Source organism: Streptomyces sp. 1-11, assembly GCF_007176755.1.
Lineage (GTDB): Bacteria > Actinomycetota > Actinomycetes > Streptomycetales > Streptomycetaceae > Streptomyces.
Genome location: NZ_BJTV01000014.1, coordinates 186,006 through 209,091, shown reverse-complemented (window position 1 = coordinate 209,091; position 23,086 = coordinate 186,006). Strand labels below are relative to the sequence as shown.

The window sequence follows — 23,086 nt, the reverse complement described above, 5'->3', positions numbered from 1 at the left end:
GGGTTGGCTCGGATCGGCCAACCCCGTCGACGTGGGGTGTCAGCCAGACAAAGTAGTCTTGAGCCCATGCCTGAACGCCGTACCGTCGCACTCGTCACTCTCGGCTGCGCCCGTAACGAGGTGGACTCGGAGGAGCTCGCAGGCCGTTTGGAGGCGGACGGCTGGCAGCTCGTCGAGGACGCCGCGGGCGCCGATGTCGCCGTGGTCAACACCTGTGGTTTCGTCGAAGCCGCCAAGAAGGACTCCGTGGACGCCCTTCTGGAGGCCAACGACCTCAAGGACCACGGCAGAACCCAGGCCGTGGTGGCCGTGGGCTGCATGGCCGAGCGGTACGGCAAGGAACTGGCCGCGGCGCTGCCCGAGGCCGACGGCGTGCTCGGCTTCGACGACTACGCCGACATCTCCGACCGCCTGCAGACCATCCTCAACGGCGGCATCCACGCCGCGCACACCCCCCGCGACCGCCGCAAGCTGCTGCCGATCAGCCCTGCCGAGCGGCAGGAGTCCGCCGCCGCCGTGGCGCTGCCCGGCCACGGCCCGGCCGACCTCCCCGAGGGCGTGGCGCCCGCCTCCGGCCCGCGCGCGCCCCTGCGCCGCCGGCTGGACGGCTCGCCGGTGGCCTCGGTGAAGCTCGCCTCCGGCTGCGACCGGCGCTGCTCCTTCTGCGCCATTCCCTCCTTCCGCGGCTCCTTCATCTCCCGCCGCCCGAGCGACGTGCTGAACGAGACCCGCTGGCTCGCCGAGCAGGGCGTGAAGGAGATCATGCTGGTCTCCGAGAACAACACCTCCTACGGCAAGGACCTGGGCGACATCCGCCTGCTGGAGTCCCTGCTGCCCGAGCTGGCGGAGGTCGACGGCCTCGAGCGGGTGCGGGTGAGCTACCTGCAGCCGGCCGAGATGCGCCCGGGCCTGATCGACGTGCTGACCTCCACCCCGAAGGTCGTGCCCTACTTCGACCTGTCCTTCCAGCACTCCGCGCCCGGAGTGCTGCGCGCGATGCGCCGCTTCGGTGACACCGACCGCTTCCTGGAGCTGCTGGACACCATCCGCGGCAAGGCGCCGCAGGCCGGCGTGCGCTCCAACTTCATCGTCGGCTTCCCCGGCGAGAGCGAGGCCGACCTGGCCGAGCTGGAGCGCTTCCTGAACGGCGCCCGCCTGGACGCCATCGGTGTCTTCGGCTACTCCGACGAGGAGGGCACGGAGGCGGCGACCTACGACGACAAGCTCGACGAGGACGTCGTCGCCGAGCGTCTCGCGCGGGTCTCCCGGCTCGCCGAGGAGCTCGTCTCCCAGCGCGCCGAGGAGCGCCTCGGCGAGACCGTGCACGTCCTCGTGGAGTCCGTCGACGGCGAGGAGGGCGTTTACGGCCGGGCCGCGCACCAGGCCCCGGAGACGGACGGCCAGGTGCTCCTCACGAGCGGCGAGGGCCTGAGCGTGGGACGTATGGTCGAGGCGAAGGTGGTCGGCACCGAAGGCGTCGACCTGGTCGCCGAGCCGCTGGCGGGCTCGCCGTCGTGCAGTGAGGAGGCGGGCAGATGACCGGAGTCCCGGCATCCGCCGCGGGCGGCTCCACCGGTGCGCAGGGCGCCCGGGGTGCGGCCGCCGCCGACGGCGCAGCTTCCGAGGTCTCCGGCACCGCCGCCCGTTCTTCCGCTCCCGCCCCCGGCCCCGAGGGCGGCGTCCGTCCCGCGCGCGGCGGGAAACTGACGGCGGCGGCCGTCAACCAGGCCAGCGTGTGGAACGTCGCCAATCTGCTGACGATGCTGCGCCTGCTCCTCGTGCCCGGCTTCGTGATGCTGATGCTGGCGGACGGCGGCTACGACCCGGCCTGGCGCTCGTTCGCCTGGGCGGCTTTCGCCGTCGCCATGATCACCGATCTGTTCGACGGGCATCTGGCGCGCACCTACGACCTGGTCACCGACTTCGGGAAGATCGCCGACCCCATCGCCGACAAGGCGATCATGGGTGCGGCGCTCGTCTGTCTGTCGGCACTGGGCGATCTGCCGTGGTGGGTGACGGCCGTGATCCTCGGCCGGGAGCTCGGCATCACGCTGCTGCGCTTCCTCGTCATCCGCTACGGCGTGATCCCCGCGAGCCGGGGCGGCAAGCTCAAGACGCTCACCCAGGGCATCGCCGTCGGGATGTACGTCCTGGCGCTGACGGGGTGGCTGGCCACCATGAGGTTCTGGGTGATGGCCGCGGCGGTGGTGCTCACCGTCGTCACCGGCCTCGACTACGTACGGCAGGCCGTCGTGCTGCGCCGGCGGGGAATCGCCGAGCGCGCGGCCGCGTTGGGAGAGAAGGAAGCGTGAGTCCCGAGGCCACCGAACTGGTGCGGCTACTGACCGTGAGGGGCGAGAGCCTCGCCGTCGCGGAGTCGCTCACCGGTGGTCTGGTGGCGGCGGAGATCACGGGCGTCCCCGGGGCGTCCAAGGTCTTCCGCGGTTCGGTCACCGCCTACGCCACCGAGCTGAAGCGGGAACTGCTGGGGGTCGACGCCACTCTGCTGGCCGAGCGCGGTGCGGTGGATCCGCAGGTCGCGGGCCAGATGGCGGCCGGGGTGCGCAAGGCCCTGGGCGCCGACTGGGGCCTCGCGACCACCGGGGTCGCCGGCCCCGACCCGCAGGACGGCCAGTCCGTGGGCACGGTCTTCGTCGCCGTCGACGGGCCCCTTCCCGCCCGCCCGGGTTCCGCCCCGGGCGGAAAAGTGGAGGCGCTGCGGTTGAACGGCGACCGTACGGAAATTCGTATGGAGAGTGTACGGAGCGTACTCGCACTGCTTCTGAAGGAGCTTGCGGGCGAACAGACTGGGAATGAGCGGGCACAGGATACGGAACGGAACGGGGGGTTTTGATGTTTGCAGCCCTGAGTGAACAAGACATCGCTCCCCGCACGGCCGCGGCGCAAGGCGGTACGGTGGGGCGAGAAGGATGCGGCTACGCGGTCCGAGGAGGGAGCCACCGATGATTCTGCTCCGTCGCCTGCTGGGTGACGTGCTGCGTCGGCAGCGCCAACGCCAGGGCCGTACTCTGCGCGAAGTCTCCTCGTCCGCCCGAGTCTCACTCGGCTATCTCTCCGAGGTGGAGCGGGGGCAGAAGGAGGCTTCCTCCGAGCTGCTCTCCGCCATCTGCGACGCGCTGGACGTACGGATGTCGGAACTCATGCGGGAAGTGAGCGACGAACTGGCGCTCGCCGAACTGGCCCAGTCCGCCACGGCCACCGAGCCCGTGCCCACGCCGGTCCGTCCGATGCTGGGTTCCGTGTCGGTGACCGGTGTGCCACCGGAACGGGTGACCATCAAGGCGCCCGCCGAGGCGGTGGACGTGGTCGCCGCGTGACGTGCGCGAGCACGGCCTGACCCCACGATGCGCATGAAGCCCCGGCCCGGCTTCGCCAGGCTCGACCTGGCGGCCCGGCCGGGGCTTCCGTCCGTCCGCGCGGTCGGCGCCGGTGGCTGCGTCCATTTGCCGGTACCCGGTGCGGCGGTCATCGTGGAGTGACGTGACCGGCGCACCCACCGGAGGAAGCGGATGTACGTCGTGAAGAGCCCGCTGCCCGACGAGGCACTGAAGACCGTCTCCGAGGCCCTGCAGGGCGCCCTGGTGGACCTGGTCGACCTCTCGCTGGTCGCCAAGCAGATCCACTGGAACATCGTCGGCCCCCGCTTCCGGTCCATCCACCTCCAGCTCGACGAGGTCGTCGCCTCCGCCCGCACCCACTCCGACACGGTGGCCGAGCGGGCCTCGGCCCTCGGCGTCCCGCCCGACGGACGTGCTCCCACCGTGGCCGCCGGCAGCGGCATCGGAGCCACCCCGGCCGGCTGGATCAAGGACGTCGACGCGGTACGGGCGATGGTGGACGCGTTGGGCGCGGTGATCACGCGGATGCGCGAGCGGGTGGCGGCGACCGGCGAGCCCGACCCCGTCTCCCAGGACATCCTCATCGGGATCAGCGCCGACCTGGAGAAGCACCACTGGATGTTCCAGGCGGAGAACGCGTGAGGAGCGGCCCGGGCCCGGTGGCCGCGAGCCGCCGGACCGCCGGCCCGGTGTCCTCACGCCCGTGAGCCCCTGGTGCGCCTCCCGTACGGGCCGGCGCCGCTCCGGTGTCCGGCCGGAGGCCGCGGCGGTGCACAGGCGGGTGGTGCGCCGGGGAATCGTTCTCGGGCTGGGCGCCGTGTGGTGGTGGGCCGTGCTGCGGATCGCCTTCGGACACGGCGCGGGCGCGCTCGAAGGAGCCGTCGCGATAGGTGGCTGGGGGCTCAGCGTTCTGCCGGTGCACTGCGTGCCCGAGGGACGGGCGGCGGGCGCCGTCACGGCCGGACGGTGGACGGCCGCCTGGCGGGGCGAAAGCGCCAGCGGGGCGGCGGTTGCCCTCTGCTCGGCTGGTGCGGGTCCGTCCCTGCCGGACGTCGCCGGCCTGGACGCCGGGGCCGCGGACCTAGGTGACCCGGACGCCGACCCAGGTGACCCGGACGCCGGTGCGGCGGATGTCGGGGACGGGCGCTCCTGACGGTTCCTCGGTCAGGCGGAGGGTGATCTACGGGGATAGCGCTCACGCCACGCCTGGGCCGTCCCCCGCGCGGGCGCCGGGCCCTTCTGGCAGTTGGGGCACCAGTAGGTGGGCCGTTCCTGGTAGCCGTCGCGCTGGTCGGCGACTCGGATCGACGTGCGGCAGCGCAGGCACGGGCGGGGCGCGCGGCCGTACACGAAGAGGTCCTCCCGGTGCAGGCCCGTGGTCTGCCGGACCGGACGGTCGCGGTTGCTCTCCAGCAGCTTCTTCGCGAGCCCCGGGAGCCGGGCGGCCCGGTCCGCCGGCAGCGCGCCGACCGGCAGCCAGGGGGTCGCGCCGAGCAGGAAGCAGAGCTCGCACTTGTAGACGTTGCCGATGCCGGCCAGATTGCGCTGGTCGAGCAGGGCCTCGCCGAGGGGACGGCCGGGGTCGGCGAGCAGGTTGGCGAGGGCGAGCTCGGGGTCCCAGTCCGGGCCGAGCAGGTCGGGGCCCAGGTGGCCTACGGCGCCTTCCTCTTCGCCGGTGCGCAGGAATTCCAGCAACGGGAGGCGGTAGCCGACGGCCGTGCGGTCGGCGGTGCCGAGGATGACCCGGATCTGGTGGGCGGGGCCGCCGCGCCAGCGTTCACCGGCGCCGAACACCTTCCAGGCGCCCTCCATGCGCAGATGCGTGTGCAGGGTCAGGCCGCCCTCGAAGCGGGTCAGCAGGTGCTTGCCGCGCGGGATCGTGCTCAGCACCTTCCGGCCGGTGAGGTCGACCGTCGCGTACTGCGGCACCCGGAAGTCGCTTCGGGTCACCACCTTGCCCGCGAGGGCCTCGTGCAGCCGCTTCGCGGCCTGCCAGACCGTGTCACCTTCGGGCATGCGTCAAGGGTGCCACGGACGGGTGATGTGCGGTGGCACGCGCGGAGTGCGGCGTCCTGCGGCCTCCTGCGTAGTGCGGTGGCACGCGGTACGCACAGGATGCGGCGTCCCGCGGTGTGCGGGTGGCCGCGCGGGATGCGATGGCCGGCGGTGTGCAGGTGGCACGTGGCACGCGCGGGATGCTGTCGCCGGCGGTGTGCAGGTGGCACGTGGCGCGCGCGGGATGCTGTGGCCGGCGGTGCGCGCGGGGGTTGGGGTGGCCACCGTGCTCAGGCGCGCAGGCGCAGGCCGCGCGGGGTCGCGATGAATCCGGCTGCTTCCAGCAGGGTGCCCAGGGGAGAGGTCAGGGCCTGGGCGCCGTTGATCCGCTCGACCGTGACGGTGCCGAGGGAGCCCGCGCGGGCGGCAGCGGCCAGTGCCTCGGCGGCGGTGCGCAGGCGCGGGTCGTCTCCGGCGGCCGTGTCCGGGTCGGCGGGCCAGGCCAGCACGGTCTTGCCGCCGCGCTCCATGTACAGCGTCAGCTCGCCCTCCACCAGCACGACGAGCGACCCGGCCTTGCGGCCGGGCTTGTGCCCCGCGCCGGCCGGTGGTTCGGGCCAGGGCAGCGCGGCGCCGTAGGCGCTGGCCGGGTCGGCCGCGGCGAGGACCGCGGCGCGCGGGTCCGGGGCTGAGGACCGGCCACGGCGGTCGCCGAGTCCGCGGTTGCCGTACGGGCCGTAACCGGAACCGCCGCCTCTGGGGCCGCCGTAGCCGGGGGCGGCGAAGGGGTCGGCCGGGGAGCGGTCGCGCGGGGAGACGTACTCGTCCGGGGCGGGGCCACCGTTCCCCGGCGGCCAGGTGAAGTCACCGTCGCCCGGCCGCGCCGTATCGCCCGGCGGCCAGGTGAAGTCGCCGTCGAGGCCCGGATGGTCCAGTCCGCCGTCTGCCTGCTCGAAGACGCCGGGAGTGGTGTGGCCGGCGGCGCCGCCCTCTGCGGGGAAGGACGAGCCGCCCTGGTCGCCGCCGAAGCCGTCGGGCAGGCCCTGGCCGCGTTCGCGGGCGTTCGACACCGCGCGGAGGCGGTCGACCGCGCCGTCCATCGCGAACTGGGCCGCGCCCAGCCCCTCGACTACGTAGCCACGTCTGGCCTGCCCGCTGTCCTCGAAGGCGGACAGCACGCGGTACACCGCGGAGAACCCGCCCTCGACGCCCTCGGCGGCGACCGCCCCCCGGGTGACCACGCCGTGCCGGTCGAGGAGGGTGCGGGCCAGCGCGTGCGCGCGCACGGTGGCGTCCGGCTCCGACGCGGGGAGCAGGGACCAGCGTCCGGCCACCGTCGGCGGACCGCTGCGCGAGGTGGCGCGGGCCGCGGCGGTCAGGGAGCCGTAACGGCCGCGCGGTACCGCGCGCTTGGCGCGGTGGGCCGTCGAGCCCGCGGTGCGGCCGGAGCCGAGCAGGGCGCGCATCGGGGTGAGGGTGTCGTTGGTGAGCCGTCCCGACCAGGCCAGATCCCACAGGGCGTCGGCCAGCTGGGGATCGGTGGCCTCGGGGTGCGTGGTGGCGCGCACCTGGTCGGCGATCTGGCGGAAGAACAGGCCGTAGCCGCCGGAGAGGGCGTCCAGGACGGACTGGTGTAGTGCCGTCAGCTCCAGCGGGTGCGGCGGGGGCAGCAGCAGCGGGGCCGCGTCCGCGAGGTACAGGGAGACCCAGCCGTCCTTGCCGGGCAGGGCGCCCGCCCCGGCCCACACGACCTCACCGGCCGTGGTGAGTTCGTCGAGCATCGAGGGCGTGTAGCCGGCCACCCGTGAGGGCAGGACCAGCTTCTCCAGCGCCGAGGCCGGCACGGAGGCCCCCTGCAACTGCTCGATGGCACGCACCAGTCCGTCGATGCCGCGCAGTTCGTGTCCCTTGCCGATGTGCTGCCACTGCGGCAGGAACTGGGCGAGCGCGGCGGGCGGGACCGGCTCGAGCTCGTGCCGCAGGGCCGCCAGGGAACGGCGGCGCAGCCGGCGCAGCACGGCCGCGTCGCACCACTCCTGGCCGATGCCCGCCGGGTGGAACTCGCCCTGGACGACGCGGCCGGCCGCGGCCAGCCGCTGCAGGGCGCCGTCGGTGACCGCCACGCCCAGGCCGAAGCGGGCCGCCGCCGTCGCCGACGTGAACGGGCCGTGCGTGCGGGCGTAGCGCGCGAGGAGGTCGCCGAGCGGGTCCTTGACCGGTTCGGTGAAGGCCTCGGGGACGCCCACGGGCAGCGCCGTGCCGAGCGCGTCCCGCAGCCGGCCCGCGTCCTCCACGGCCGCCCAGTGGTCGGTGCCGGCGATGCGCACCCGGATGGCCCGGCGGGCGGCGGCCAGCTCCCGCGCCCACTGCGGCTCGGCGCCCCGTTCGGCCAGCTCGGCGTCGGTGAGCGGGCCGAGCAGCCGCAGGACGTCGGCGACCCCCTCGACGTCCTTGACCCGGCGGTCCTCCGCCAGCCACTGCAGCTCGCGCTCCAGCTCGGTCAGCACGTCCGCGTCGAGCAGTTCGCGCAGCTCCGCCTGTCCCAGCAGCTCGGCCAGCAGCCGGGAGTCCAGGGAGAGCGCGGCCGCGCGGCGCTCGGCGAGCGGCGAGTCGCCCTCGTAGAGGAACTGGGCGACGTAGCCGAAGAGGAGGGAGCGGGCGAACGGGGACGGCTCCGGGGTGGTGACCTCCACCAGGCGGACCTTGCGGGACTCGATGTCGCCCATCAGCTCGACGAGCCCGGGGACGTCGAACACGTCCTGGAGGCATTCGCGGATCGCCTCAAGGACGATCGGGAACGAGCCGAACTCGCTCGCCACCTGGAGCAGCTGGGCGGCCCGCTGGCGCTGCTGCCACAGCGGGGTGCGCCTGCCGGGGTTGCGGCGGGGCAGCAGCAGCGCCCGGGCGGCGCATTCGCGGAACCGGGAGGCGAACAGGGCGGAGCCGCCGACCTGGTCGGTGACGATCTGGTCGACCTCGCCCTTGTCGAAGGCGACGTCGGCGGCGCCGATCGGGGCCTGTTCGCTGTCGTACTCGGCGCCGCCCTTCACCGGCTCCTGGTCGAGCAGGTCCAGGCCCATCAGGTCGGCGTCCGGCAGGCGCAGCACGATGCCGTCGTCGGCGTGCATGACCTGTGCGTCCATGCCGTACCGCTCGGACAGGCGGGCGCCCAGGGCGAGGGCCCAGGGGGCGTGCACCTGGGCGCCGAAGGGGGAGTGGACGACGACCCGCCAGTCGCCGAGCTCGTCGCGGAAGCGCTCGACGACGATCGTGCGGTCGTCCGGGACGTGGCCGCAGGCCTCGCGCTGTTCGCTGAGGTAGGACAGGACGTTGTCCACCGCCCACGCGTCCAGGCCGGCGGTGAGCAGCCGCAGCCGGGCGTCGTCCGGTGGCAGCGAGCCCACCTCGCGCAGGAAGGCGCCCACCGCGCGGCCCAGTTCGAGCGGGCGGCCGAGCTGGTCGCCCTTCCAGAACGGCAGCCGGCCCGGCACGCCCGGAGCGGGGGAGACCAGGACGCGGTCGCGCGTGATGTCCTCGATGCGCCACGAGCTGGTGCCCAGCGTGAAGACGTCGCCCACCCGGGACTCGTACACCATCTCCTCGTCGAGCTCGCCGACCCGGCCGCCGCCCTTCTTGGGGTCGGAACCGGCGAGGAAGACGCCGAACAGGCCGCGGTCGGGGATCGTGCCGCCGGAGGTGACCGCGAGACGCTGGGCGCCCGGGCGGCCGGTGATCGTGCCGGCCACGCGGTCCCACACCACGCGCGGGCGCAGCTCGGCGAACGCGTCGGACGGGTAGCGGCCCGCGAGCATGTCCAGGGTCGCGGTGAACGCCGACTCGGGCAGCGAGGCGAAGGGGGCCGCGCGGCGGATCACGGTCAGCAGGTCGTCGAACTGCCAGGTGTCCAGCGCCGTCATGGCGACGAGCTGCTGGGCGAGCACGTCCAGCGGGTTGGCGGGAACCCGCAGCGACTCGATGGCCCCGGAGCGCATCCGCTCGGTGACCACGGCGGACTGCACCAGGTCGCCCCGGTACTTGGGGAAGACCACGCCGGTGGAGACGGCGCCCACCTGGTGCCCGGCGCGGCCGACGCGCTGCAACCCGGACGCCACCGAGGGCGGGGACTCGACCTGGACGACGAGGTCCACGGCGCCCATGTCGATGCCCAGCTCCAGACTGGAGGTGGCGACCACGGCGGGCAGCCTGCCCGCCTTCAGGTCCTCCTCGACGAGGGCGCGCTGCTCCTTGGAGACCGAGCCGTGGTGCGCGCGGGCGATCACCGGGGGCGCGCCGTGGGCCGCGCCCGAGCCGCCCATCAGCTCCGCCGGAGAGTGGTGCTCGTCCAGGGACTCGCCGGTCGCCCGCTCGTAGGCGATCTCGTTGAGCCGGTTGCACAGCCGCTCGGCCAGGCGTCGCGAGTTCGCGAAGACGATCGTGGACCGGTGGGCCTGCACCAGGTCGGTGATCCGCTCCTCGACGTGCGGCCAGATCGAGGGCCGCTCGGCCCCGTCGCCGCTGTCGGCCGCCGGGGCGCCGCCCAGCTCGCCCATGTCCTCCACCGGGACGACCACGGACAGGTCGAACTCCTTGCCGGACTCCGGCTGGACGATCTCCACCTTGCGGCGCGGGGAGAGGTAGCGGGCCACCTCGTCCACCGGGCGCACGGTGGCCGACAGCCCGATGCGGCGGGCGGGCTTCGGCAGCAGCTCGTCCAGGCGCTCCAGGGACAGCGCGAGGTGGGCGCCGCGCTTGGTGCCCGCGACCGCGTGCACCTCGTCCAGGATCACCGTCTCGACGCCCGTCAGCGCGTCGCGCGTGGCCGAGGTCAGCATCAGGAACAGCGACTCGGGGGTCGTGATCAGGATGTCCGGGGGGCGCGTGGACAGGGCGCGGCGCTCGGCGGGCGGGGTGTCGCCGGAGCGGATGCCGACCTTCACCTCGGGCTCGGGCAGGCCCAGGCGCACGGACTCCTGGCGGATGCCGGTCAGCGGGCTGCGCAGGTTCCGCTCGACGTCGACCGCGAGGGCCTTCAGCGGCGACACGTACAGCACCCGGCAGCGCTTCTTCGGGTCGGCCGGGGGAGGGGCCGAGGCGAGCTGGTCCAGGGCGGCGAGGAACGCGGCCAGCGTCTTGCCCGAGCCGGTGGGGGCCACCACCAGCACGTCCGAGCCCGCGCCGATGGCCCGCCAGGCGCCCGCCTGGGCCGCGGTGGGCGCGGAGAACGCCCCCGTGAACCAGCCGCGGGTCGCGGGCGAGAAGCCGTCGAGGGCTCGGTGTGCGGAGCTGACCATGTCCTCCATCCTGCACCCGGCCACTGACAATCACGCCGACCCGGGCGGACGGGGCGGGCCCCGGTGTGCGCCGCCGGCGGGCCCGGGCCCGCCGGCCTGTCTGAGAATGGGGGCATGGCGGGTTCGGCGGAGCGGGCACGGCACTGGCGGTACGAGCAGCTGCCCGGTGTCGACCTGCTGCGTGCCCGGTACATCAAGAAGACCTTCGTCCGGCACACCCACGAGAACTTCGTGATCGCGGCCATCGCCGACGGCGTCGAGGTCTTCCACCACCGCGGCTCCGACGTGTCGGCGGGCGCGGGCGCCCTCGCGCTGGTCAACCCGGACACCCCGCACACGGGCCGGGCCGGCGTCCCCGAGGGCTGGCGCTACGGCGCCGTCTACCCCTCGCCCGAGGTGGTGGCCGAGATCGCCGCCGAGACCACCACCCTCCGCGGCACGCCCGGCTTCGCCCGCCCGGTCCTCGACGATCCGTACACCGTCCGCCTCGTCCACCAGGTGCTGAGCGCGGCCGACGACGGCAACGCGCTGGCCGCCGACACCCTGCTCCGGGTGGCCGTGACCAGGCTGCTGCGGCTGAACGGCGGCTCGCTGCCGCAGCGGCCGCGCCGGACGGCCGGAGCGCGGATCGCGGCACGCGCGCGTGCCGTGCTGGAGGAGCAGATGACCGCGCCGCCGACCCTGGAGCGCCTGGCCGCCGACCTCGGGACCGGACCCTTCGCCCTGCTGCGGGCGTTCCGCGACGCCTACGGGATGCCGCCGCACACCTGGCTGACCGACGCGCGCGTGCGCCGCGCGCGGCTGCTGCTCGACGCGGGGACCGCGCCCGCCGAGGCGGCCGTCGCCGTCGGCTTCACCGACCAGCCCCACCTGAACCGGCACTTCGCCCGTATCGTCGGCGTGCCCCCGGGCGCCTACCAGCGCGAGCGCAAGAACGTACAAGACCCGCACTGAGGTCCGGACGTACCGTCCGGGGCGTGGCACAACAGACAGCACTCGCGGACCCCTCCGCCGAAGGCACCGCAAAACCCGACGCCGCCGTCGTACGGGACGCCCTGGGCGTCGGCGTCGCGGTGGGGCTGTCCGGGTTCGCCTTCGGGGTGACCTCGGCCGGCAGCGGACTCGGACTCCTGCAGACCTGCGCGCTCAGCCTCCTGGTCTTCACCGGCGCCTCGCAGTTCGCCCTGGTGGGCGCGCTCGCCGCGGGCGGCGGCCCGTTCACGGCCGCCGCCGGCGCCTTCTTCCTGGGCGTGCGCAACGCCTTCTACGGGCTGCGCCTGTCGCAGTTGCTGGCCGTCCCGCGCGCGCTGCGGCCGCTCGCCGCCCAATGGGTGATCGACGAGACCACCGCCGTGACCCTGGCCCAGCCGACCAGGCGCGCCGCGCGGATCGGCTTCACCGTGACCGGGCTCAGCCTCTACCTGCTGTGGAACCTCACCACGCTGCTCGGCGCGCTGGGCGCGAAGGCCATCGGGGACACCGACGCCTGGGGACTGGACGCGGCCGGGCCAGCCGTCTTCCTGGCCCTGCTCGCCCCCATGCTGAAGACGCGCACCGAGCGCGCGGTCGCGGGCCTCGCGGTCCTCCTGGGCCTGGGCCTGCTGCCCGTCCTGCCGGCCGGCGTACCGGTCCTGGTGGCGGCGCTGGCGGCGCCGCTCGCACTGTTCGCCGAGGGCCGGCGCCTCGGACGCGCCCGGCGCGGCGCACCCGAGGGAACGGAGGAGGGCCGGTGAACACCTGGATCGCGATCGGCCTGACCGTTCTCGGCTGCTACGCCGTCAAGCTCGCCGGTCTGCTCGTACCCGCGGGCGCCATGGAGCGGCCGCTCGTCCGGCGGCTGGCCGCCCTGCTGCCCGTCGCCCTGCTGGCCGCGCTCACGGCCCAGCAGACCTTCGCCGACGGGCACGCCCTGGTGCTGGACGCCAGGGCCGCGGGGCTCGGCGCGGCCGCCGTGGCGCTGATGCTGCGCGCACCCTTCCTGCTGGTCGTCGCCGCCGCCGTGGTGGTGACCGCGGGGGTACGGGCGATCGGCGGCTGAGCCCGGCCGGGCTCAGCCCACGAAGCGGCCGTAGGCCCTGAGGGTGCTCAGGGCCTCGATCGTCACCACGGGCCGCGCCTCCAGCACCGGGGCCGGCGCCCACCGGGGCCGGCGGACGGGCCAGCCGCCGTCCTCCTGCTGCGACCCGGCGAGGAAGTCCATGGAGCGCGCCATCTCGTCGTCGGTGAACCACGCGCGCGCGAGCGATCGCGGGCTCCTCGCGAAGTCGTGCGGGAAGTGGTGGTCGCCGGGCGCGTACCCGGGCGCGACCGGGTACGCGTCGAGCCGGTCCGGATCCAGGGCCGCCAGCCGCTGCCGGCGCACCAGGCGGCCCAGCCGGTCGGCGGCCGCCTCCGCGCGCGGGCGGTCCGGGACGGAGTCCAGGAAGATCACCGCGGCCCGCACCTCGCGGGGGTGGGGCTTCCGCAGCGACTCCACCGCCTGCCAGCAGAAGTCGGTGGCCCGGAACAGCCAGGCGTGCCACACCTCGTTGCGGTGCAGCAGCCCCACCACGGGGCCGGTGGCCAGCAGCTCGCTCGGCGGATCGTCCACCACCGGGACGAACGGCGCCACCGGGTAGCCGCGCTGACCCGGGCCGACCGCCGGCAGCGCGCCGTCCGCGGCCGAGACGGAGGTCAGGTGACGGCACATCCGCTCCACCCGCTGACCGCCGCAGCGCCCGATGGCGTCCAGGACGCCCAGCGCGCGAGCGGCGTGCAGCGGCTGGCTCACGGGTCCGCGCAGATCGGGGTCCAGCGCGTGGCCGTAGCCGCCGTCCTCGTTGCGGTAGGCGTCCAGCGCGGCCTCCACCGGGTCGGCGGCGCCGTTCAGGAAGTGGTGCGCGAAGAGCCGCTGCTCCAGCACGCGCGCGGTGAGCCAGACGAACTGTTCGGCGCGGAAGAGCGGGGAGCGCGCCGGGGGCGTCGGGGAGAGCGGGGGAGCTCCTGAGTCGGCCATGCGACAGACCGTAGGGCGGAAAGCGGTCTCGCCAGGCGCTCCCCGGCGGGCCCCACCCCCAGGGGCGGGATACTGGAGTCATGCGGTTGACGGTCTTCTGGCAGCGGATGGCGGAGCACTTCGGTCCGGGGTACGCCGACACCTTCGCGCGCGATCATGTGATGTCGGAGCTGGGCGGGCGCACGGTGCAGGAGGCACTGGACGCCGGCTGGGACGCCAGGGAAGTGTGGCGCGTGGTCTGCTCCGTCATGAACGTGCCCGGGGAGAGGCACTGAGCCGACACGGGCACCGCCGATGGGACCGGGGCCGCCGGCGGGGTGGGCGAGACTGGGTGCGTGGCACCCACTGACGACAATGAGCCGGCCGTCCGGCACGCAGCCTCCCCGACCGCTACGCCGCCGCCCGCCCGGCGCCCGGCCGACGACGACACGGCCGGGCGGCCCGCCGGCCGCATGCCGCGCTGGCTCCCGCGCGCCATGGTGCTCGCACTCGCGCTGATCGCCGCGTTCCAGCTGGGAAGCTGGGCCTTCCACCAGGTGACCGGCCTGCTGATCAACATCCTGATCGCCTTCTTCCTCGCGCTCGCCATAGAGCCCGCGGTGAGCTGGATGGCCGCCCACGGCATGCGCCGGGGCCTCGCGACCTTCCTGGTCTTCCTCGGCCTGACCGTCGCCGCGGCGGGATTCGTCACACTGCTGGGGTCGATGCTGGCGGGACAGATCATCAAGATGGTCGAGGGTTTCCCCGACTACCTGGACTCGGTGATCAACTGGGTCAACACGACGTTCCACACGGAGCTGAGACGCGTGGACGTCCAGGAGGGCCTGCTGCACTCCGACTGGCTGCGCAAGTACGCGCAGAACAGCGCGGCCGGCGTGCTCGACGTGTCCGCCCAGGTGCTCGGCGGCCTCTTCCAGCTGCTGACGGTCGCGCTGTTCTCGTTCTACTTCGCCGCCGACGGCCCCCGGTTGCGCCGTGCCCTGTGCTCCGTCCTGCCGCCCGCGCGGCAGGCCGAGGTGCTGCGCGCCTGGGAGATCGCCGTGGACAAGACGGGCGGCTACCTCTACTCGCGCGGCCTCATGGCGCTCGTCTCCGGCATCGCGCACTACATCCTGCTCGAGGCGCTGGGCGTGCCGTACGCGCCCGTGCTCGGCGTCTGGGTGGGGCTGGTCTCGCAGTTCATCCCCACCATCGGCACCTATCTCGCGGGCGCGCTGCCGATGCTGATCGCGTTCACCGTGAACCCCTGGTACGCGGTGTGGGTGCTGGTCTTCGTCGTGATCTACCAGCAGTTCGAGAACTACATGCTGCAGCCCAAGCTGACCTCCAAGACCGTCGACATCCATCCGGCGGTCGCCTTCGGCTCGGTGATCGCGGGCACCGCGCTGCTCGGTGCGGTCGGCGCGCTGATCGCCATTCCCGCGGTCGCCACGCTGCAGGCGTTCCTTGGGGCGTACGTGAAGCGGTACACCGTCACGGACGATCCGCGGGTGCACGGGCGTCCCCGGCGGGATCCGGGCCGTCCCGGCGCGTTCACCCGGGTACGGCTGCTGTGGGACAGACGGCCGGAGTCGCAGGAGTCCTCGTAGCGGCCCGCACCGCACGGGCCTCCGGGGCCCGTGCGGTGCGCTTGACACCAAAATCGAACATCCATTCTTATGGAAGCTCAGGCGAGGCCCGGAGTGGGGAGTTTGTCCCCTTTGTGTGGGGTGTGTGCCCAGGTTATCCACAGGCCGGACCTGCGTCGGGGCGCATTGTCAGTGGCAGGCGTTAGCGTCTTTGACGTGAAGCGATCGACTCAAGCAAACCGGGTGGAACCCATGGCAGGAACCGACCGCGAGAAGGCGCTCGACGCCGCGCTCGCACAGATTGAACGGCAATTCGGCAAGGGCGCTGTCATGCGCATGGGCGAGCGGTCGAGGGAGCCGATCGAGGTCATCCCGACCGGGTCGACCGCGCTCGACGTCGCCCTTGGCGTCGGTGGCCTGCCGCGCGGCCGCGTCGTGGAGATCTACGGACCGGAGTCCTCCGGCAAGACCACGCTGACCCTGCACGCCGTGGCCAACGCCCAGAAGGCGGGCGGCCAGGTCGCGTTCGTGGACGCGGAGCACGCCCTCGACCCCGAGTACGCGAGGAAGCTCGGCGTCGACATCGACAACCTGATCCTCTCCCAGCCCGACAACGGCGAGCAGGCCCTGGAGATCGTGGACATGCTGGTCCGCTCCGGCGCCCTCGACCTCATCGTCATCGACTCCGTGGCCGCGCTCGTCCCGCGCGCGGAGATCGAGGGCGAGATGGGCGACAGCCACGTCGGTCTGCAGGCCCGGCTGATGAGCCAGGCACTGCGGAAGATCACCAGCGCGCTCAACCAGTCCAAGACCACCGCGATCTTCATCAACCAGCTCCGCGAGAAGATCGGTGTGATGTTCGGCTCCCCGGAGACCACGACCGGTGGCCGGGCGCTGAAGTTCTACGCCTCGGTGCGCATCGACATCCGCCGCATCGAGACCCTGAAGGACGGCACGGAGGCGGTCGGCAACCGTACCCGCTGCAAGGTCGTCAAGAACAAGGTCGCGCCGCCCTTCAAGCAGGCCGAGTTCGACATCCTCTACGGCCAGGGCATCAGCCGTGAGGGCGGCCTGATCGACATGGGCGTGGAGCACGGCTTCGTCCGCAAGGCCGGCGCCTGGTACACGTACGAGGGCGACCAGCTCGGCCAGGGCAAGGAGAACGCGCGCAACTTCCTGAAGGACAACCCCGACCTGGCCAACGAGATCGAGAAGAAGATCAAGGAGAAGCTGGGCGTGGGCGTCCGCGCGGAGGAGCCCTCCGCCGAGCCGGGCGCCGACGCGGCGGTCGCCACCCCGGCCGACGACGCCGCCAAGACGGCGCCCGCGGCCGCCAAGGCCACCAAGCCCAAGGCCGCCGCAGCCAAGAGCTGACCCGTGACGCGACGAACCGACTGGGCCGAGTACGAGTACGCCACCCCCGACGCCCCACGGGGGAGGGGCACCGGGGGCGACATCGGCTCCGCCACGGCCGGCGACGACGGGTACGGCGGCGACGCACAGGGCGACGGGGGACACGGGGAGACCGGGAGCGGCGGCCGTCACCCGGGCGGCGAGCCGTACGGGGAAGGCACCGGTGGCGCGGGGCGGGCCACCGGATCGCGCGGCGGCCGCGGGCGCGGCCGGGGCCGCCGACGGGGCGGCTTCGGGGAGCCGCCCGATCAGGACGAAGGCGCCCCTGCCTCGTCGAGGGCCGAGCAGGGGGAGTCTTCGGGGGACCCGGTGGAGCGGGCGCGGGCCATCTGTCTGCGCCTGCTCACCGGGACCCCGCGCACGCGAAAGCAACTCGCGGACGCCCTGCGCAAGCGGGACATCCCCGAGGAGGCGGCCGAGGAGGTGCTCTCGCGGTTCGAGGAGGTCGGGCTCATCGACGACGGCGCGTTCGCGGACGCCTGGGTGGAGTCCCGGCACCACGGCAGGGGACTGGCCCGCCGCGCACTCGCCCGTGAACTGCGCACCAAGGGCGTCGACTCCACGCTGATCGACGAGGCCGTCGGCAGGCTCGACTCCGAGCAGGAGGAGGAGACCGCCAGGGAACTCGTCGCCCGCAAGCTGCGGGCCACCCGGGGCCTGGAGCGCGACAAGCGGCTCCGGCGCCTGGCCGGCATGCTCGCCCGCAAGGGCTATCCCGAGGGCATGGCCCTCCGCGTCGTCCGCCAGGCCCTGGAGGAGGAGGGCGAGGACACGGAGTTCCTCGAGGGCGAGGGCTTCTGACGGCGGGCGCCCGGGCCGCCGGGGGCCGCCGGGGGGCGCCGGCCGCGTGACGGGGTGGGGCTAGCCCCCGCCCAGGACACCTGACCACCGCAGTGCCCCGGACGCCCCCCACGGGCGAAGGTGTAGCCACGCCCCGGGCCACGGCCCACGCCGAGGCCGGCCGACACCGGACACCGGGACTCACCACGGGAAAGAGCCCGCCCTGATGATGCTGCGCTATGCCCTCAAGACCGTCCGCGCCCGCAAGGCGGGCTTCCTCGGCGCCTTCCTCGCCCTGATGTGCGCGGCCGCTCTGATCACCGCCTGCGGCACCCTCCTCGACACCGGTCTGCGCGGCGCGATCCGCACCGAGCGCTACGCCGCCGCTCCCGTGGTGGTCTCCGCCGACCAGTACGTCCACCGCACCACCGTGAAGCACAAGAAGGGCAAGACCAAGGTCAAGCACAAGGCGAAACCCGTCGCCGAACGCGCCTGGCTCTCCGCCGGCCTGGGCGCGACCCTCGCCCGCACCCCCGGCGTCGCCCGGGTCGTGCCCGAACTGACCTTCATCGCACAGCCGTTGACCCCGGCCGGCACCGGTGGCCGCACCGCCTACGGGCACGCCTGGGAATCGGCGGCGCTGACCCCGTACCGGCTCACCGTCGGCTCGGCGCCCAGAACCACCGGCGACCTCGTCGTCGAGCACGACCTCGCCGCGCGCGCCGGCCTCCGGCCCGGCGACCGCCTCACCGTGCAGTCCACGCGCTCACCGCGCGAGTACCGGATCACCGGCATCGCCACCCCGGCCACGCCCGTACGCCACCAGACGTCCCTGTTCTTCTCCACCGCGGAGGCCCGCCGGCTGGCCGGACGTCCCGGGCAGGTCAGCGCTTTCGGCGTCCTCCCGGCCCGGGGTGCCGATCCCGAGACGGTGCGGCAGTCCGTGGCACGGGCACTGCACGGCACCACCGCGCAGGTCAGCACCGGCGACGCGCGCGGCCCCGTCGAGTTCCTGGACGCGGCCGCCGCCCGCACCCGGCTGGTCAGCATGGGCGGCGCCATGGGCGGCACCTCGCTGCTGGTGGCGGTGCTCGTGGTCGTCGGCACCTTCGCCCTCACCGTCCAGCAGCGCCAGCGCGAACTCGCCCTGCTCCGGGCCATCGCCGCCACACCCGGACAGGTCCGCAAGCTGCTCGGCCGGGAGGCGCTGATCATCGGCGCGGCGGCGGGCACGACCGGCGCGCTCCTCGGCCTGCCGCTGGGCGGTCTGCTGCACTCCAGGTTCGTCGCCCTCGGCGCCGTACCCGACACGCTGCAGCACACCACCAGCGTCTTCCCGCCGTTCGCCGCGCTCGGCGCGACCCTGCTCGGCGCCTGGGCGGCGGCGCGTTTCGCCTCCCGCCGGGTCTCCAGGATCCGCCCGGCCGAGGCCCTGGCCGAAGCAAGGGCCGAGCGCACCCGTCCCGCCTGGGGGCGTATCGCCGCCGGTCTGCTGTGCCTCGCCGGCGGCATCGTCCTCGTCGCCGTACTCACCGCCCTGCGCACCGAGCCCGCCTCGACCCCGGTGACCTTCCTCGCCGTCGTCGTGCTGTCCACCTCCGTCGCCCTGCTCGGCCCCCTGCTGGTCAAGGCGGCCGCGCTGCTGCTCGCCCTTCCGCTCCGGCTCACCGGTCACGGCGGCCGGCTCGCCACCGCCAACCTGCGCGGCAACGCCGCCCGGATGGCCTCCGTCGTCACCCCCCTCACTCTGCTCATCGGCATGACCTGCACGGTGCTGTTCGTCCAGTCGACCCTCGGCGGCGCCGCCCGGGCCCAGGCCCGCGAGGGGGTCACCGCCGACTGGGTCGTCGCCGCCCAGGGCCCCGGCGTCCCGGGTGAGGCCGCGCGGCTGCTGCGGGCCCGGCACGACACCGTCACCGAGGTCGTCCGCACCACCGTCCGCGTCGGGCTCGACAAGTACGCCGCCCAGGGCGTCACCCCGGCCGGCCTCACCCGCACCTGGGACCCGGAGGTCACCGCCGGATCCTTCGCGGACCTCGCCCCCGGCACCGTCGCCGTCAGCCGTTTGGCCGCCGACCAGCATCACCTGAAGCCCGGAAGCAGTCTGAAACTGACGCTCGGCGACGGGACGCCCGCCACGCTCACCGTCGCCGCCGTCTACGGGCGGGGTCTCGGCTTCGGCGACCTCACCTTCGCCCACGACCTGCTGGCCCGCCACATGGACAACCCGCTCGCCTCCTCCGTCCTCGTGGCGACGACCCGTACGAAGACGGAACTCGCCACCACACTGCGTGAGTTCCCCGGGCTGAGGATCCTGTCGCCGGCCGCCGCGGACTCCCTCCAGGCCGAGCGGCAGCAGGCGAACGCCGAGGTCAACTACCTGGCCATGGGGCTGGTCCTGGCGTTCACCGCCATCGCGGTGGTCAACACCCTCGCGATGTCGGTCGCGGAACGTGTCAGGGAGTTCGCGCTCCTCCGCCTCGCCGGCGCGACCCGCCGCCAGGTGCTGCGCATGCTCCGCACCGAGGCGCTGTCCGTGCTGCTCCTCGCCACCGCGCTCGGCAGCGGCATCTCCCTCGCCGTGCTCACCGCGTTCAGCCTCGGCATGACGGGCCGGGCGGCCCCGACGGTCGTCCCCCTGCTGTACGTCACCGTCGTCGCGGTGGCCGGCCTGCTGGCGCTCACCGCCAGCGCCCTTCCCGGGCGGATGGCGCTGCGCGTCCCGGCCGTGACGGTGGCCACCGCGAAGGAGTAGGGCGAGCGGCGAAGGCCGGACCCGGGGCAGCCGTCCAACCTGACGCCGACGCCGACGCCGACGCTGGCGTCACCGGCGGCCGTTCAGCCCGCCGCCGGTTCCACCGGCAGCCCCGCCGCCCGCCACGCCTGGAAGCCGCCCACCAGGTCAGTCGCCCGGTGCAGCCCGAGCTGGTGGAGGGAGGCGGCCGCCAGGCTGGAGGCGTAGCCCTCGTTGCAGATGACGACGATCCGCAGATCGTGGCCGGTGGCCTCGGGCACCCGGTGGCTGCCGAGGGGATCGAGGCGCCACTCGAGTTCGTTGCGTTCGACGACCAGGGCGCCGGGGATCAGCCCGTCCCGCTCGCGCAGCGCCGCGTACCGGATGTCGACCAGCAGGGCCTCACCGCTGCGGGCCTCCTCGTGCGCCGCTCGTGCCTCGACGCGCCGGTAGCCCGTACGGACCCGCTCCAGCAACTCGTCGATGCCGGCCGGCCGTACCGTCGGTTCGCCGCTCACTGCCAGTCCTCCGGGCGTTCGACCTGCTCCAGGCGCAGCACCTGGCCCGTGCGACTGTAGCGGCGGATCCGCGGCAGGGGCGGGAAGTAGGCGTGGACCGAGACGGCGTGCCGGTCCGGGGACTCGTTGAGCACCTCGTGCACATGGTGGCGGCCGAAGGCGCGGCCCTGCCCGGCGGGCAGCCGGCGCCGGCGGTCGACGTCCTCGGAGAGCTCCAGGGTCTTCCAGCCGTCGGTGGGCAGCCGGGCCGCCAGCGAGTGCTCCCGGAGTTCACCGGAGGCGGTGACGAAGGCGCCGACGGAATCGGCATGGTCGTGCCAGCCGGTGCCACTGCCCGGCGGCCATCCGATCAGCCAGGCCTCGCTGCCGCCGGGGCCCTCCAGGCGCACCCAGGTGCGGCCCTCCGGGTCGAGCGGGAGCGAGGCGATCAGCCCGGTGTCGGCGGCCGTGCGCCGCGCGAAGTCGAGGAGGTCCGCCTGGGTCGGCGCTGGACCGGCGGCACCCGCGGCGGCAGGGGGCGTGGCGGCGGCGGCAGCGGAGCCGGGAACGGGGAGGGGGCCGGAGACAGAGGGGGAGACAGACACGTGCACCGTCCTGAGGAAGGTTCGCCGAAACGGGCGCACGACGGCGCCCGGAAGAAAGGGGAGCGAAATTCAGCAGGACGGGCGACACACGCAGCCCGCGTAGCGGACGAGGTCCATATGGACCCTCCGCCACAGGCGCACACAGGTGTCGGTCACGATCCGGAGTACAGCACGCCGCCGAACGCGGGTCAACTCACCGTCACCATGCGGACAGCCAGTGCCGGAGCCCTCGGTCAGCGCACGCCGGAACCCGCCTCCGCCTGCCGCCTCACCGCGCCGCCCACGGCCGCCTCCGCCGCCGTGTACAGGTCGGCCGGGCGTACCCCGCTGAGCGCGGTGACCAGGTGGCCGTCGGGGCGCACCAGCAGCACGCTGTGCGCAGGCGCACCCGGGTACTCCTCGGCGACCAGGAGCTCCGCCGGATGCGGCAGGGCGGTCACCGCGGCGGCCAGCCGGGGCATGACCCCGGCGGACACCCAGTGCTTGCGGTCCCACACGCCCGTGCCCGGCGCGATGAGCACGACCAGCAGCGTGCCGCGGCCCAGCCGGTCGCGCAGCCGTACGAAGGAACCATCCTCCGCGGTGACCCGTACGTCCGTGACCGGTGCGCCCGGCGCGGTCCCGACCGGGATCTCGCCCTCCAGGCGCTCCGGCGCGAGCGGCGAGTCGGCGTACGCCCCCGGCGCGCCCAGCGGGCCGCGCCCCAGATGACCGTCCGTGAGCAGCGCGTCGTGGCCGCGGGCCGCGCCGGGGACGATGTGGCGCAGCCCGCCACCGCCGCGCAGCACCGGCAGCGCCTGGTCGGCGGCGCGCAGCCGGGCGGCCACCACCGCGCGGCGCTCGGTCTGGTAGCTGTCGAGCAGGGCCTCGTGATGCCCGTGGTGCCAGGCCGGGGCCAGTTTCCAGGCCAGGTTGTCGGCGTCCCGGAGTCCCTCGTCGAGCCCCTGGGTGCCGAGCGCGCCGAGCAGGTGGGCCGCGTCCCCGGCCAGGAAGACCCGGCCGGCCCGCCAGCGCCGGGCCACCCGGTGGTGCACCGTGTGGACACCCGTGTCGAGCAGGTCGTACGGCGGGGTGGAGCCGTCCGTCCAGCCCGCGAGGGTCTCGCGGATCCGGGCCACCAGCAGCTCGGGCGTGACCAGGTCCTTGCCCGGTGGCAGCAGCCAGTCCAGGCGCCACACGCCGTGCGGGAGGGGGCGGGCGGTCACCTCCACGGCCGAGGGCCCGGACTGCCGCCACGGCGGCATCCGGTGGAGCAACGCCTCTCCCTCCCAGGGAAGTTCGGCGCGCAGTGCGGCGACCGCGTGCCGTTCGACCGCCGTACGGCCCGGGAAGCGGATGTCCTGCAGCTTGCGGACCGTCGAGCGGGGGCCGTCGCAGCCGACCAGATAACTGCCGCGCCACCAGGTGCCGCCGGGGCCGCGGGTGTGCGCGGTGACGCCGGAGCGTTCCTGCTCCATCGAGTCGAGCCGGCTGTCCACGGCGACCTTGACCAGCGGCTCGTCCGCGATTGCGGCGCGCAGGGCGCCGGTGAGCACGTGCTGGGCGATGTGCAGCGGAGCCGGGTCCGCCGCGTCGAAGGTGATCTCACCCGTCACCTGCTTGCGCCGCACCGCCCGGAATCCGGTCCATCTCATCCCCTGCTCGCCGAGCGCGGTCCCGGTCAGCCGCTCCACCAGGGCGGCCGTGTCCTCGCGCAGCACGACGGTGCGCGCCGGACGGGGTTCGTCCTTGCCCGGACCCTCGTCCAGGACGACGGAGGGAACCTCCTGACGGGCCAGCGCCAGGGCGAGCGTGAGCCCCACGGGCCCCGCTCCGACGATGATCACCGGGTCCACGGCGCGGCGCCCCC

General features: G+C 74.2%; 21 protein-coding genes. 14 read left to right on the top strand and 7 right to left on the bottom strand.

Annotated features, from left to right (window positions below; all coding sequences use genetic code 11):
- Positions 1–66: 66 nt before the first annotated feature.
- The 6 genes from rimO (at position 67) to TNCT1_RS36445 (ending at position 4,512) form a co-directional block, all read left to right on the top strand.
- Positions 67–1,539, top strand: a complete 1,473-nt coding sequence (gene rimO / locus TNCT1_RS27330) for a 30S ribosomal protein S12 methylthiotransferase RimO (protein ID WP_143637047.1) — start codon at positions 67–69, stop codon at positions 1,537–1,539.
- Positions 1,536–2,312: a CDP-diacylglycerol--glycerol-3-phosphate 3-phosphatidyltransferase gene (gene pgsA / locus TNCT1_RS27325; RefSeq protein ID WP_143637042.1), complete on the top strand. Its 777-nt coding sequence runs from the start codon at positions 1,536–1,538 to the stop codon at positions 2,310–2,312. Before rimO ends, pgsA begins: the two co-directional genes overlap by 4 nt.
- A complete protein-coding gene (locus TNCT1_RS27320; RefSeq protein WP_143637037.1) occupies positions 2,309–2,854 on the top strand; it encodes a CinA family protein in 546 nt (181 codons plus the stop codon). Before pgsA ends, TNCT1_RS27320 begins: the two co-directional genes overlap by 4 nt.
- Before the next feature lie 109 nt (positions 2,855–2,963).
- Positions 2,964–3,338, top strand: a complete 375-nt coding sequence (locus TNCT1_RS27315; protein ID WP_143637031.1) for a helix-turn-helix domain-containing protein — start codon at positions 2,964–2,966, stop codon at positions 3,336–3,338.
- A gap of 192 nt (positions 3,339–3,530) precedes the next feature.
- Complete coding sequence (locus TNCT1_RS27310) at positions 3,531–4,001, top strand: Dps family protein (RefSeq protein WP_143637026.1); 471 nt, start codon at positions 3,531–3,533, stop codon at positions 3,999–4,001.
- A 61-nt stretch (positions 4,002–4,062) separates the two neighbouring features.
- On the top strand, positions 4,063–4,512 hold the full coding sequence (locus tag TNCT1_RS36445) for a hypothetical protein (protein WP_373920508.1): 450 nt from the start codon (positions 4,063–4,065) through the stop codon (positions 4,510–4,512).
- 11 nt (positions 4,513–4,523) lie between these two features.
- On the opposite strand, the gene TNCT1_RS27300 is transcribed toward TNCT1_RS36445, so the two are convergent.
- Positions 4,524–5,375, bottom strand: coding sequence for an Fpg/Nei family DNA glycosylase (locus TNCT1_RS27300; protein WP_143637021.1), 852 nt, complete (start codon positions 5,373–5,375; stop codon positions 4,524–4,526).
- A gap of 269 nt (positions 5,376–5,644) precedes the next feature.
- Positions 5,645–10,645, bottom strand: a complete 5,001-nt coding sequence (locus TNCT1_RS27295; RefSeq protein WP_143637017.1) for an ATP-dependent helicase — start codon at positions 10,643–10,645, stop codon at positions 5,645–5,647.
- Between the two features lie 114 nt (positions 10,646–10,759).
- On the opposite strand from TNCT1_RS27295, the gene TNCT1_RS27290 reads away from it, so the two are divergent.
- From TNCT1_RS27290 to TNCT1_RS27280, 3 genes are read left to right on the top strand one after another with little or no spacing between them, the layout of a single operon-like run.
- Positions 10,760–11,599, top strand: coding sequence for an AraC family transcriptional regulator (locus TNCT1_RS27290; RefSeq protein WP_143637014.1), 840 nt, complete (start codon positions 10,760–10,762; stop codon positions 11,597–11,599).
- A gap of 23 nt (positions 11,600–11,622) precedes the next feature.
- Positions 11,623–12,378 (top strand): AzlC family ABC transporter permease, encoded by a 756-nt coding sequence (locus TNCT1_RS27285; protein WP_143637011.1) that lies wholly within the window; start codon positions 11,623–11,625, stop codon positions 12,376–12,378.
- Complete coding sequence (locus TNCT1_RS27280) at positions 12,375–12,683, top strand: AzlD domain-containing protein (protein ID WP_143637008.1); 309 nt, start codon at positions 12,375–12,377, stop codon at positions 12,681–12,683. The genes TNCT1_RS27285 and TNCT1_RS27280 overlap by 4 nt, the downstream gene beginning before the upstream one ends.
- Positions 12,684–12,695: 12 nt before the next feature.
- Here TNCT1_RS27280 and TNCT1_RS27275 read toward each other — a convergent pair whose 3' ends face one another.
- Positions 12,696–13,640, bottom strand: coding sequence for a hypothetical protein (locus TNCT1_RS27275; protein ID WP_143637005.1), 945 nt, complete (start codon positions 13,638–13,640; stop codon positions 12,696–12,698).
- A gap of 80 nt (positions 13,641–13,720) precedes the next feature.
- On the opposite strand from TNCT1_RS27275, the gene TNCT1_RS27270 reads away from it, so the two are divergent.
- From TNCT1_RS27270 to TNCT1_RS27250, 5 genes are all read left to right on the top strand, one after another.
- On the top strand, positions 13,721–13,915 hold the full coding sequence (locus tag TNCT1_RS27270; protein WP_143637002.1) for a DUF3046 domain-containing protein: 195 nt from the start codon (positions 13,721–13,723) through the stop codon (positions 13,913–13,915).
- Between the two features lie 60 nt (positions 13,916–13,975).
- A complete protein-coding gene (locus tag TNCT1_RS27265; RefSeq protein WP_174266473.1) occupies positions 13,976–15,229 on the top strand; it encodes an AI-2E family transporter in 1,254 nt (417 codons plus the stop codon).
- 231 nt (positions 15,230–15,460) lie between these two features.
- Entirely contained in the window at positions 15,461–16,582 is a 1,122-nt protein-coding gene (gene recA, locus TNCT1_RS27260; protein ID WP_143637000.1) for a recombinase RecA, read from the top strand.
- A 3-nt stretch (positions 16,583–16,585) separates the two neighbouring features.
- Positions 16,586–17,422 carry a recombination regulator RecX gene (gene recX / locus TNCT1_RS27255; RefSeq protein ID WP_143636997.1) on the top strand — a complete coding sequence of 279 codons (837 nt, stop codon included), beginning with the start codon at positions 16,586–16,588 and terminating at the stop codon, positions 17,420–17,422.
- Between the two features lie 205 nt (positions 17,423–17,627).
- Positions 17,628–20,156, top strand: coding sequence for an FtsX-like permease family protein (locus TNCT1_RS27250; protein WP_143636994.1), 2,529 nt, complete (start codon positions 17,628–17,630; stop codon positions 20,154–20,156).
- An 83-nt stretch (positions 20,157–20,239) separates the two neighbouring features.
- Here TNCT1_RS27250 and TNCT1_RS27245 read toward each other — a convergent pair whose 3' ends face one another.
- From TNCT1_RS27245 to TNCT1_RS27235, 4 genes are all read right to left on the bottom strand, one after another.
- Positions 20,240–20,653, bottom strand: a complete 414-nt coding sequence (locus tag TNCT1_RS27245) for a rhodanese-like domain-containing protein (protein WP_235902923.1) — start codon at positions 20,651–20,653, stop codon at positions 20,240–20,242.
- A complete protein-coding gene (locus TNCT1_RS27240) occupies positions 20,650–21,237 on the bottom strand; it encodes a cysteine dioxygenase (RefSeq protein WP_143636989.1) in 588 nt (195 codons plus the stop codon). The genes TNCT1_RS27245 and TNCT1_RS27240 overlap by 4 nt, the downstream gene beginning before the upstream one ends.
- 69 nt (positions 21,238–21,306) lie before the next feature.
- On the bottom strand, positions 21,307–21,378 hold the full coding sequence (locus TNCT1_RS37005) for a putative leader peptide (RefSeq protein ID WP_309544753.1): 72 nt from the start codon (positions 21,376–21,378) through the stop codon (positions 21,307–21,309).
- A 92-nt stretch (positions 21,379–21,470) separates the two neighbouring features.
- A complete protein-coding gene (locus TNCT1_RS27235; protein WP_143636987.1) occupies positions 21,471–23,072 on the bottom strand; it encodes an FAD-dependent monooxygenase in 1,602 nt (533 codons plus the stop codon).
- Positions 23,073–23,086 lie beyond the last annotated feature (14 nt).